The sequence below is a fragment of the Bradyrhizobium sp. MV1.5 genome, from assembly GCF_055807615.1.
Genome location: NZ_JBVVPL010000035.1, coordinates 55736 through 67313, shown reverse-complemented (window position 1 = coordinate 67313; position 11578 = coordinate 55736). Strand labels below are relative to the sequence as shown.

Genomic DNA, 11578 nt, shown 5'->3' with positions numbered 1-11578 from the left:
TTTTTCCCATTTTTTTCGGGGGTTTTCGCCCTCTCTCGCCTATGTGGGGCCCCTGGTTGGCCGTCCTCCCAGCCGCGCTACAGGCTGCAAGAGGCCCTCGCTACAGCCTCACCCCGCCGGGGTGCCCTGCTTCCACTGGCCGCCGGCGATCTTTGCGGCGGCAATCACCGCCTGCGTCCGGCTTTCGACGCCGAGCTTTTGCAGGATCGCCGAGACGTGCGCCTTGATGGTGGCCTCGGAGACGCCGAGCTCATAGGCGATTTGCTTGTTGAGCAACCCCTCCGACAGCATCATCAGGACCCGGACCTGCTGGGGCGTCAGCGTCACCAGCCGGTCACGCAGGCGCGTCATGTCGGGATCGGCGACGGCCGACAGATCGGTGTCGGCGGGAACCCAGACCTCGCCTTCCATTACCTTGAGAATGGCGTCGCGCAGGGTCTCGACGCCGAATCGCTTCGGAATGAAACCGGAAGCGCCGAAATCGAGCGAGCGGCGGATCGTAGCGCTGTCGTCGGAAGCGGAAACGATCACCACCGGGATCGCCGGATATTGCGCGCGCAGATAGATCAGGCCTGAAAAGCCGGAGATCCCGGGCATCGAGAGGTCGAGCAGGATCAGGTCGACGTCGGAGGTCTGTTCCAAAAGCTTGGTCAAATCCTCGAACGATCCAGCCTCGTCGATCCTGGCCGAGCTCAGGACGCCCGCCACCGCCTGCCGCAGCGCGTCGCGGAACAGCGGGTGGTCATCGGCAATGACGAGATGGGTCGAGGGAGCGTTCATCGTTCTCTTGCTGGCAATCGCACCGGGCCAGTAAGCCGGCGCAGGCCCTTGGGTCAATTGTTTCCCGACCAGCCGTGGCATGCAAGTGGACATTATCCCTTTGCGGCAACGGGGTTAATCCACAGGTCGGCACTATGTTGCCGAATGGAACGCCCGCGGCGTCAGGTGCGCGTCAGTGCGAAAGGCCGAAAGTCGTATTGGGGCGGGTTTCACGGCAATGTTACCTTGGGGGCAAGGCTTGGGTTGATCCGGCATGACCGGGCATCCAGGGCGCGAGGAAACGATTTTTCGGGGAGCGACTCAACATGTCGACAATGGCTGTGTCTCAAGCAGGCGCGGGAGGGATGACGAAGGACGAACGGTTCGTCATTCTCGCCTCCTCGCTCGGTACCGTCTTCGAGTGGTACGATTTCTATCTCTACGGTTCGCTGGCCGGCATCATCGGCGCGCAGTTCTTCTCGGCCTATCCGCCGGCAACCCGCGACATCTTCGCGCTGCTGGCCTTCGCGGCGGGCTTCCTGGTGCGCCCGTTCGGCGCGATCGTGTTCGGCCGTGTCGGCGACATCGTCGGCCGCAAATACACCTTCCTCGTCACCATCCTGATCATGGGTCTGTCGACTTTCATCGTCGGCCTGCTGCCCAACGCGGCGACCATCGGCATCGCGGCCCCGATCATTCTGATCGCGCTGCGTCTCGCCCAGGGCCTGGCGCTCGGCGGTGAGTATGGCGGTGCGGCGACCTATGTCGCGGAGCATGCTCCGAACGGCAAGCGCGGTTACTACACCTCCTTCATCCAGACCACGGCGACGCTCGGCCTGTTCCTGTCGCTGCTGGTGATCCTGTTTACGCGCTCCGCGCTCGGCGAACCCGACTTCGCGGCCTGGGGCTGGCGCATTCCGTTCCTGGTCTCGGTGCTGCTGCTTGGCGTCTCGGTCTGGATCCGGCTTCGCCTCAACGAATCCCCGATCTTCCAAAAGATGAAGGACGAGGGGAAGAGCTCGAAGGCCCCGCTGACGGAAGCCTTCGGCAACTGGCAGAACGGCAAGCTCGTGCTGCTGGCGCTGCTTGGCGGCGTGATGGGCCAGGGCGTGGTCTGGTACACCGGCCAGTTCTACGCGCTGTTCTTCCTGCAATCGATCCTCAAGGTCGACGGCTACACCGCCAACCTGCTGATCGCCTGGTCGCTCCTGTTCGGCACCGGCTTCTTCATCGTGTTCGGCATGCTCTCCGACAGGATCGGCCGCAAGCCGATCATCCTCGGCGGCTGTCTGATCGCGGCGCTGACCTTCTTCCCGATCTTCAAGATGATCACCACCAACGCCAACCCGGCGCTGGAGAAGGCGATCGAGTCGATCAAGGTTGACGTGGTGGCAGATCCGAAAGGCTGCGGCGACCTGTTCAACCCGGTCGGCACCCGCGTCTTCACCTCGCCTTGCGACACCGCACGTGCCTACCTGTCGCAGTCGTCGGTCAAGTACGGGACCACGCCAGGTGCGGCCGGCTCCGGCGTGAAGGTGATGGTCAACGGCAAGGAAGTTCCCTACGCCAACGCCAAGGACGGCAATCCGGCGGTCCTCGCCGCCGTGCAGGCAGCCGGCTATCCGAAGGCCGGCGATGCGGGCATCGTAAAGATGGCGCATCCGTTCGACATCTTCCGTCCGCAGGTGGCGGCGGTCGTCGGACTGCTGTTCGTCCTGGTGATCTTCGTCACCATGGTCTACGGCCCGATCGCCGCGATGCTGGTCGAACTGTTCCCGACCCGCATCCGCTACACCTCGATGTCGCTGCCCTACCACATCGGTAACGGCTGGTTCGGCGGCCTGCTGCCGGCGACCGCCTTCGCCATCGTGGCCTCGACGGGCGATATCTATGCGGGCCTCTGGTATCCGGTCATCTTCGCGTCGATTACCGTCGTGATCGGCTTGTTCTTCCTGCCGGAGACCAAGGACGTCGATATCAAGTCGACCTGATCGACGCAGATCGAGATCAACACCAACCGGCCGCGGTCTCCGCGGCCGGTTTTGTTTTGAGCTCCGGAATTGTTTGTTTTGACGCGTTTTCTTGACGCGAACCGGGATCCACTTCGCTCGAAGACGCTCTACTGATTGCCGCCGATGAATTGCAGCACCACCTCGCGCCGGTGCGGGCGGGCGCGATGCTCGATCAAATAGATCGCCTGCCAGGTGCCAAGCGCGAGCCTGCCGTTCAGCACCGGCACCTGGAGCGATGTCTGGGTCAGCATGGTTTTGATATGCGCCGGCATGTCGTCCGGCCCTTCGGTGTCGTGAGTCCAGCCCGCATCTTCATCGTCGGGCGCGAGCCGCGCCAGCACCGTAGTGAGGTCGACCAGCACCGACGGGTCGGCATTCTCCTGAATTGTCAGAGACGCCGAGGTGTGACGGATGAACAGCGTGAGCACGCCGTCCCGCGCATGAACGTCGGCGATGAACCGCGCCGCCTCGGCGGTGAGGTCGCTGAAGCCGCGCCCCGGCGTCTGCACGGTCAGCAGCGACGATGCGATGGTGGTGGCCGGCCCTGACGACGGCGCCGAGCGCGAGATGGATTTGGCTGATGTCATGGGGACTCCGTTACGATACCGAGGGAGCCGCTAAATCTTCCCCGACACGTCCTTCTGCACGCGGTTGGCCATGTCGATCAGCCGACGCCAGGCCCTTTCCAGGAACGACATCACGCGATCGACGTCCTGGTCGCTCGGCAGCGGGATCTCGATCCTGCGCTCGCCCTCGGCGGCCTTTGGTTCTCGTGCTTGCGGCTCCGCCTTCTTGAGCGGATCGGTTTTCGGCAGTGCCTCGTCGATCTTGCCCGACACCGTCGGCCCCGCCGCGAGCCGTCCCTTCAGCGTCTCGACTTCGGCCTGGAGCCTGCCGATCTCGGCGTCGAGCGCGGCACGTTCATCGGGCACCGCGTAGCAGGCCCAGCCGGCGCTGCTCTTGGTGCACGTCGACACCGTCCCGGTGCGGGTGTCGAGCCGCAGCACGCCCTCGGGGATGGGGGTCATGCTGTAGCGGCCGTTTTCGCTGTCGGGCGCGGATTGCGCGGCAAGGCAGCCGGCGCTGATGGCCATCGCCGCGGCGAACGCCGCCGCCGCGAGCCATGATGCTGTGGATGAATTCGCTGGTCTCATCGCGTTCTCCGCCACGACGCGCAGGTAGCACTCTTGAAGGTGGCACTCATAAAGGTGGCGCTCATCAAGGTGGCGCTTCTCGCAAATTCTACACCCCGGCGAGGCGATCTGCCGCCCAAAACGCGCCTTTGACATGAACGATCGCGGCGCCCCCTTTGATCCCGGCAGCCGGGCAAAATGGCGACGGCGTCCGCCGATCAAGCGGAGACCTGCTGCGGTGCGGCGTCACGCTGTGTGCAGCGCTGCCGTTCGCGCCGATATTTTCAAATAAATCAGACACTTAACGGGAATGGACACAATCGTGACTTGGCTTGACTTGATTATGGGCCATCAGTATGGTCCGCGCGGCTTTTGAGGGTGGCGGGCGTAATTTCCATTCAGCCGCGGCGTTTCGGGTCTTCGTTGCATGACACAGGGCACGGGACACGGCGAGAATGGAGATCGCGATAGATCGCCCGAGGAAGCTGCGCTTTCCGATCGGCTCGGAAATCTTGATCAGCGGTTGTCCGAATTTCGCGGCCGCCACGTCAAGACCGAGCAACCCGCAGGTGACGGTGAGGACAGAGCGGCCAGAGCCTCGGCGATGGCGCTTGGTTTCCGGTTATCCTCCGAGTTGGTCGCCGGGGTCGTTGTCGGAGCGGGGATTGGCTGGGGTTTCGACCGCTTGCTGTCGACGTCGCCTTTCGGATTCATCGTGTTCCTGCTGCTTGGCTTCGTCGCCGGCGTGGTGAATGTGGTGAGAACGGCAGGCGCGGGTCAAAACAGGCGCGGTGGTTCTTAGGCGGTCCACACCAGGAGAGGAATGATCGTGCCGGCTCGTGCCGGTACGGGCCGGGCCCGACCGGCAGACCGAGACCCGCCGGCATCGCCCGGCAGACCAAGAGATGCCGCGCTGATGAAAATCGATCCGATCCACCAGTTCAACATCGAGCCTCTCTTCACCCTGGGCCATATCGGCAACCACACGATCGCCTTCACCAATTCGTCGCTCTACATGCTGGTGGCGGTCGCGATCATCTCGATCCTGATGCTCGCCAGCGGCACGCAGCTGGTTCCCGGCCGCCTGCAGTCGGTCGCCGAGATCTCCTACGAGTTCGTGGCCTCGACCATCCGCTCGACGGCCGGCGCGGAAGGCATGAAGTTCTTCCCGCTGATCTTCTCGCTGTTCATGTTCATCTGCGTTTCGAACCTGGTCGGCATCATCCCCTACACCTTCACGATCTCGAGCCATCTGATCGTCACCGCGGCGCTCGCGCTGCTGGTCTTCTTCACGGTGCTGATCTACGGCGTTGCCAAGAACGGCCTGAAATTCTTCTCGATCTTCGTGCCCCACGGCGTCCCCGGCTACATCCTGCCGCTGGTGATGTTCATCGAGATCCTGTCGTTCTTCCTGCGGCCGGTCTCCCACAGCGTCCGTCTGTTCGCCAACATGCTGGCCGGCCACATCGCGCTGAAGGTGTTCGCGGGCTTCGTCGCCATGCTCGGCTTCTCGCTCGGCGCCCTCGGCTGGGTCGGTGGCGTGCTGCCGCTGGCGCTCACGGTCGCGCTGTACGCTCTCGAGATTCTGGTCGCGTTCCTGCAAGCCTATGTGTTTGCGATCCTGACCTGCATCTACCTCAACGACGCCATTCATCCGGGACACTGAGCGGTCCGGGGAATTTCCACCCAAAACCCAATCTTTCTTCCAAGGAGTCTAAAATGGATCCGGCAGCAGCAAAACTTATCGGCGCGGGCATCGCATGCATCGGCATGGGCGGCGCGGGCGTCGGCGTCGGCGTGATCTTCGGCAACTACCTCGCCGCAGCCGTTCGCAACCCCTCGGCCGCTCAGGGCCAGTTCGGCAATCTGATCTTCGGCTTCGCCGTGACCGAAGCGCTCGGCATTTTCTCGCTGCTGATCGCGCTGCTGCTGCTGTTCGTTCCGCTCTGAGGACGATTTTTCGCGCCGCTTCGACCGAAGCGACGCGCATGACAGCAACAGGAGTAATCCATGGCTGAAAGTCATGGCGGCGCAAAAGGTCCGGCGGCGGGCGCCCACACCGGGTCCGAAGGCGGTCACGGTGGCGGTTTTCCGCCGTTCGAGAGCGGCACCTATGCTTCGCAGCTGGTGTCGCTCGCGATCTTCTTCGTCGCGCTTTACGTGATCGTGTCCAAGCTCGCTCTGCCGCGCGTCGGCGGTGCGATCGAGGCGCGTCAGAACAAGATCGAGGGCGACCTCGCCGAAGCGCAGAAGCTGAAGGACCAGTCCGAGGCGGCGCTGAAGGCCTATGAAAGCGAGCTTGCTTCAGCACGCTCGCGCGCGCAGGCCATCGGCAACGAGTCCCGCGACAAGGCGAATGCGCAGGCGGACGCCGAGCGCAAGGCGCTGGAAGAGCAATTGGCGGCGAAGCTCGCCGAGGCGGAGAAGACCATCGCCTCGACCCGTGCGACCGCCATGAGCAACGTCCGCGGCATCGCGGCCGATGCGGCAGGCACCATCGTGCAGCAGCTCACCGGCGTGGTTCCGGACGCGGCGTTGGTCAATGCCGCCGTTGATGCGTCCTTGAAGGGTTAATCGATATGTTCTTCGATCCTGAAACCTGGGTCGCCATCGCCTTCGTGATCCTCATGGTCGTGTTCGGCTATCTCGGGGTCTTCAAGAAGGCCATGACTGCGCTCGACCATCGCGCCGATCGCATCAAGGCCGAGCTCGACGACGCGACGCGCCTCAAGCAGGAAGCCGCCAAGGTGCTCGCCGACTACAAGGCGCGCACCGCCTCGGCCGAACGCGAGGCCGCCGACATCATCGCGAACGCGAAGAGCGAAGCCGAGCGCATCGCAATCGAGGCCAAGGCCAAGGTGGAAGATTTCGTCGCTCGCCGCACCAAGACCGCGGAGGGCAAGATCGCGCTCGCCGAGGCCCAGGCGGTGGCCGATGTTCGCGCCGCAGCCGCGGAAGCCGCCGTCCAGGCCGCCTCCACGATCCTGTCGCAGTCGGTCAGGGGCCAGGTCGCCGACGATCTGCTCGCCAAGGGCATCACCGAAGTCAGGCAGAAGCTGAACTGAGGGATCTCGCCTTCACCCATCAAAAAAGCCGGCGCGATGAGCGCCGGCTTTTTTGTTTGTCGGGCACTGCATCGGCAAATCTGATGTCATCGCCCGCGAAAGCGGGCGATCCAGTATTCCAGAGACAGTCCTGATCAGTCGAGACGCCGCGGCGTACTGGATGCCCGCCTTCGCGGAGCATGACGACTATCCTTACGTGGTTACTTCTTCTTCGCCCGCGCCTTCGGCGCGGGCGAGAGCGCCTGCGGATCGAAGCCGACATAGAAGATGTAGCTGTCGGCGTCCTTGGCCGAAGGCATCGGATAGACCAGATCTTCAGCCACGAAGGTGAACGGCACGCTGCCGCCCTCCGACATTCCGACCGTGGTCCGGTAGGCCTTGGAGGCGATCACCTTCTCGCCGATGCCGCCCTGCACCACGGCGACGCGCAGCGGTACCTCGACGCTCGCAGGCGCGCCGGCGGGACCGGCAATGACGCGGCCCTGGATGCCGATCCGGGCCGTGATATCGCCGCCATTGCGGGCGCATTCGCGCGCCATCTTGGTGATGGTGGCCTGGAAGCGGATCTCATTGCCGATGGCCGGCTTGCCGGTGGCACCGACCGCGTAGGTGGAAGCTCCGGCACGCACCGTGACCTGCGGGCAATCAAGATCGTCATCAGCCGCCGGCTGGCCTGGCGCAGGCGCCGGCTTGGGTTGGGCCGGCTCGTCCGACTTGCCGCCGAACAGGCCCTTGAATCGATCGGTCAGCGACTGCGCCGCAACCGGCGAGACGGAGACAAGCGCAACCGACAACGCCAGCGCGACCGCTGCCCCCCGCCGCAACGCATTTCGCGATGACCGAAGCTCCTGCACCCTCAACGCCCCATACTCCATGACGACATCCCGGCCGATCACCGGCCGGCTTGCGCCGTTATATCGTCAAAACCGGCGAACCCAAGGCAGGCACACAGCAGACTTTGGTCACATGAATGAACGGGCTCAGCCGCGGAAATCCTCGTGCAGCAGGCCGAACAGAAGATGGTCCTGCCAGATCCCGTTGATGCAGAGATAGCGGCGCGCCAGCCCCTCACGGGAGAAACCGCACTTCTCCAGCACCCGGATCGAGGGCGCATTGGTCGGGATGCAGGCGGCCTCGACCCGGTGCAGATTGAGCTCGCCGAACAGCGTCGGCAGCAGCACCCGCAGCGCGGCCGTCATGTAGCCGCGCTGGGCGTGGGGCTTGCCGACCCAATAGCCGATGGTGCCGGCCTGGACGATGCCGCGGCGGACATTGGCGAGCGTGATGCCGCCGACCATGGCGCCGTCGAGCTCCCGGAAGATCAGAAAGGGATAGGATCGGTCCGCCGCGATGTCCTCGGAATAGCGCCGCAGGCGACGGCGGAAACCGGAGCGCGTGAGATCGTCCGACGGCCAGATCGGCTCCCAGGGCGTCAGGTAATCGCGGCTGGACTCGCGCAGATGGGCCCATTGCAGGAAATCCGACATCTGCGGCGCGCGTAGCAACAGGCCGTTGCCGCGCGGCGCGAGAGCGGCGGGTCCACTGGATGGCAGGCGAAAGAGGGCCATGGTGATGCTTCCCGGGACGGATCAACCCGTGCGCGGCTCCTAATGCAGCCGCGCCTTGGCGCGTGCCCGGGTCAATCCTTCCGCAAAAGACACCGCCGTGTCCAGACCCCTGCCACTGCCCAATGCGACAACCGCAGGGCGGCTGCGCGAAAGCAGCGCACGCGCCGCATCCCGGGTCGATTCGACGCTGACGGCGTCGATCCGGGCCACCAGCTCCTCGGCGGTCTGGGGCCGGCCATAGGCCAGCACATGCCGGGCGAGCTGCTCGGCACGGGACGAACAGCTCTCCAGCGCCATCAGCAGACCCGCCTTCATCTGCGCCTTGGCCCGCGCGATCTCGACCTCGGTCAGGGTCTCGACCGAATCATTCATGATATCGACCACGACCTCCATCATCTCGGGGGCATCGGCCGGATCGGTGCCGGTGTAGAGGCCGAAGAAGCCGGTGTCGGTATAGGGCGCGTGGAACGAATAGATCGAGTAACAGAGGCCGCGCTTCTCGCGCACCTCCTGAAACAGCCGCGACGACATCCCGCCGCCGAGGATATTGGTGAAGACCTGGAGCGAGAACAGCGACAGATCGGTCTGCGGCACGCCCTCCAGCGCCAGCGTCAGATGCGCCTGCTCGAGCTCGCGATGCACCACCTTGGTGCCGCCCTTGCCGAACTGTGCGGGTTGCGGCTTGGGACCCGCTGTCCCGTCAAAACTGGCAAAGCGCTGCTCGACCTCGGCGACCACCTGCTTGTGATCGACCGCGCCGGCTGCCGCCACCACCATGTCCGGCCCGCGGTAATGCGTCGACAGATAGTCGCGCAAGGAGTCGCGGCTGAAGGCGCGCAAGGTCTTCGCGGTGCCGAGCAGCGAGCGGCCCATCGGCTGGTCGGGATAGCAGAGCTCGTTGAGATGCTCGAAGACGACGTCGTCTGGCGTGTCCTGCGCCGCGCCGATCTCCTGCACGATGACGTTCTTCTCGCGCTCGAGCTCGTCGGGCTCGAAGGCGGGATTGGCCAGGATATCGGCGAGCACGTCGAGCGCGAGCGGCACGTCGGCCTTCAGCACCCGCGCATAATAGGATGTGGTCTCGGTCGAGGTGCCGGCATTGAGGTCGCCGCCGACCGCCTCGATCTCCTCGACGATCTCGCGCGAGGAGCGCTTCGTGGTGCCCTTGAACGCCATATGTTCCAGAAGATGCGAGATGCCGTGCTCGTTGGGCTTCTCGTCACGCCCGCCGACGCCGGCCCAGACGCCGAGCGCCGCGGTCTCGAGATGAGGCATCTTGTCGGTGACGACAGTCAGGCCGGACGCAAGCTTGGAAATCTCGACGCTCATCCGGCAACTCCCTGTTTCGCGGCGCGGCTGACCGACAGCACGAACCGCTCGACCTCGGCCTGGTCGTTCTTCATCACCTTCATGTGTTCGGATTTGGTCATCAGACCATCGAGCCAGGCCGGCAATTGCGGCCGCTGGCCGCAGGCCGCTTCGACCGCATCGGGGAATTTGGCCGGATGGGCGGTGGACAGCACGATGCTGGGAACCGTCCTGTCCGTGGTGTCGCGGTCGGCGACCGCAAGCGCGACCGCGGTGTGGGGGTCGACCAGCTCGCCCGCCTCGCGCCAGGCGGCACGGATCGCGGCCGCGGTCTCGGTCTCGTCGGCCCGGCCTGCGTCGAATCCCTCGCGGATCGCGGCCAGCGTCGCATCGGGCAGCACGAAGCGGCCCGATTGCTTCAGCGAATCCATCAGACGGCGCACGCCGGCAGCATCGCGCCCGCCAGCCTCGAACAGCAGCCGCTCGAAATTCGAGGAGATCTGGATGTCCATCGACGGCGACGCCGTCGCGTGGACCTCGCGCACCTCGTAGATCCCGGTCTTCAGCGTGCGCGCCAGGATGTCGTTGACGTTGGCGGCGATGCCCAGGGTCCGCACCGGAAGACCCATGCGCTTGGCGACATAACCGGCAAAGATGTCGCCGAAATTGCCGGTCGGCACGACGAAGTCCACCGCGCGCGCCGGTGCGCCGACGGCAACGGCGGAGGTGAAATAGTAGACCACTTGGGCGACGATGCGCGCCCAATTGATGGAATTGACGCCGGACAGCGACGTCGCATCGCGGAAGCGATGGTTGTTGAACATCGCCTTCACGATGGCCTGGCAATCGTCGAAATTGCCCTCGACGGCGAGCGCATGGACGTTGGCCGCGCCCGTCGTCGTCATCATCCGCCGCTGCACCTCGGAGATGCGGCCATGCGGGAACAGCACGATGAGATCGACATTTTCGAGCCCCGCAAACGCGTCGACCGCAGCACCGCCGGTGTCGCCCGAGGTCGCGACCACGATGGTGGTGCGCTGGCCGCGCTTGGCGAGCACGTGGTCCATCAGCCGCGAGATCAGCTGCATCGCCACGTCCTTGAAGGCGAGCGTCGGACCGTGGAACAGCTCCAGCACGAACTGGTGCGGCGCCATCTGGCGCAGCGGGACCACCGCCGGATGGCGGAAGGTGGCGTAGGCCTCGTTCGCCATGCGGCCGAGCTCGGCGTCCGAGATCTCGCCGGCGACGAAGGGACGGATCACCTCGACCGCGACCTCCCAATAGGGACGACCGAAGAAGCCGGCGATGGCGTCAGTCGAGAGTTGCGGCCAAGTGGCCGGCACATACAGGCCGCCGTCGCGGGCGAGCCCGGTCAGCATCACGTCGCAGAAGCCGAGTTCGGGGGCCTCGCCCCGGGTCGAGATATAACGAGTCAAACTGCCCTCCAAAGGCCGGCCGAGCCTGGGCTCGATCCGCAAGCCTTTGATTTTACGAAATTACTTGTCAACAGCCAGAGGCTTTGAGCCACCATAAAGTGTTTTGCGGCATCAGCAAACCGCTTCGCAACTGAGCCCTTCCAATGAAAAGGGCTGCCAACGAAAAGGGGCTGCCAACGAAAAGGGGGGCGGGCAAGACCCCCCCCCGGCATTGGTGGTGTGTGGGTCGGGGGAGGGGGGCGGGGGGGGGGGGGGCCGGGGGGCGGGCGCCCCGGGGGGGGGGGGGGGGGGCGGCCG

At 64.9% G+C, this 11578-nt stretch carries 13 protein-coding genes; 6 read left to right on the top strand and 7 right to left on the bottom strand.

The window, feature by feature from the left end:
• Nucleotides 1–108: 108 nt before the first annotated feature.
• The gene (locus tag AC0L2J_RS26955; RefSeq protein WP_007605097.1) at nucleotides 109–780 is read right to left on the bottom strand and encodes a response regulator; all 672 of its coding nucleotides are present in this window, start codon (nucleotides 778–780) and stop codon (nucleotides 109–111) included.
• A gap of 344 nt (nucleotides 781–1124) precedes the next feature.
• Here AC0L2J_RS26955 and AC0L2J_RS26950 point away from each other — a divergent pair, with 344 nt between their 5' ends.
• Nucleotides 1125–2750, top strand: a complete 1626-nt coding sequence (locus tag AC0L2J_RS26950) for an MFS transporter (protein ID WP_198287860.1) — start codon at nucleotides 1125–1127, stop codon at nucleotides 2748–2750.
• Nucleotides 2751–2878: 128 nt separating this feature from the next.
• Here the strand turns inward: AC0L2J_RS26950 and AC0L2J_RS26945 are convergent, their stop codons facing one another.
• A complete protein-coding gene (locus AC0L2J_RS26945) occupies nucleotides 2879–3358 on the bottom strand; it encodes a secondary thiamine-phosphate synthase enzyme YjbQ (RefSeq protein WP_473248156.1) in 480 nt (159 codons plus the stop codon).
• A gap of 30 nt (nucleotides 3359–3388) precedes the next feature.
• On the bottom strand, nucleotides 3389–3925 hold the full coding sequence (locus AC0L2J_RS26940; protein WP_063994567.1) for a hypothetical protein: 537 nt from the start codon (nucleotides 3923–3925) through the stop codon (nucleotides 3389–3391).
• Nucleotides 3926–4331: 406 nt separating this feature from the next.
• Between AC0L2J_RS26940 and AC0L2J_RS26935 the strand changes: the two genes are divergently transcribed.
• The 5 genes from AC0L2J_RS26935 (at nucleotide 4332) to AC0L2J_RS26915 (ending at nucleotide 6969) form a co-directional block, all read left to right on the top strand.
• Nucleotides 4332–4706, top strand: coding sequence for an AtpZ/AtpI family protein (locus AC0L2J_RS26935; protein ID WP_007599457.1), 375 nt, complete (start codon nucleotides 4332–4334; stop codon nucleotides 4704–4706).
• A gap of 114 nt (nucleotides 4707–4820) precedes the next feature.
• Entirely contained in the window at nucleotides 4821–5570 is a 750-nt protein-coding gene (locus AC0L2J_RS26930) for a F0F1 ATP synthase subunit A (protein WP_007605089.1), read from the top strand.
• 53 nt (nucleotides 5571–5623) lie between these two features.
• A complete protein-coding gene (locus AC0L2J_RS26925) occupies nucleotides 5624–5854 on the top strand; it encodes a F0F1 ATP synthase subunit C (RefSeq protein WP_007599451.1) in 231 nt (76 codons plus the stop codon).
• A gap of 60 nt (nucleotides 5855–5914) precedes the next feature.
• On the top strand, nucleotides 5915–6478 hold the full coding sequence (locus tag AC0L2J_RS26920; protein WP_027570044.1) for a F0F1 ATP synthase subunit B family protein: 564 nt from the start codon (nucleotides 5915–5917) through the stop codon (nucleotides 6476–6478).
• 5 nt (nucleotides 6479–6483) lie between these two features.
• Nucleotides 6484–6969, top strand: a complete 486-nt coding sequence (locus AC0L2J_RS26915; RefSeq protein ID WP_027570043.1) for a F0F1 ATP synthase subunit B family protein — start codon at nucleotides 6484–6486, stop codon at nucleotides 6967–6969.
• 200 nt (nucleotides 6970–7169) lie between these two features.
• Here the strand turns inward: AC0L2J_RS26915 and AC0L2J_RS26910 are convergent, their stop codons facing one another.
• From AC0L2J_RS26910 to thrC, 4 genes are all read right to left on the bottom strand, one after another.
• Nucleotides 7170–7844 carry a hypothetical protein gene (locus tag AC0L2J_RS26910; RefSeq protein WP_007605083.1) on the bottom strand — a complete coding sequence of 225 codons (675 nt, stop codon included), beginning with the start codon at nucleotides 7842–7844 and terminating at the stop codon, nucleotides 7170–7172.
• 105 nt (nucleotides 7845–7949) lie between these two features.
• Complete coding sequence (locus AC0L2J_RS26905; RefSeq protein WP_007605081.1) at nucleotides 7950–8537, bottom strand: GNAT family N-acetyltransferase; 588 nt, start codon at nucleotides 8535–8537, stop codon at nucleotides 7950–7952.
• A gap of 39 nt (nucleotides 8538–8576) precedes the next feature.
• On the bottom strand, nucleotides 8577–9866 hold the full coding sequence (locus AC0L2J_RS26900) for a M16 family metallopeptidase (RefSeq protein ID WP_007605079.1): 1290 nt from the start codon (nucleotides 9864–9866) through the stop codon (nucleotides 8577–8579).
• A complete protein-coding gene (gene thrC / locus AC0L2J_RS26895; RefSeq protein ID WP_473395037.1) occupies nucleotides 9863–11281 on the bottom strand; it encodes a threonine synthase in 1419 nt (472 codons plus the stop codon). The genes AC0L2J_RS26900 and thrC overlap by 4 nt, the downstream gene beginning before the upstream one ends.
• Nucleotides 11282–11578: the final 297 nt, after the last annotated feature.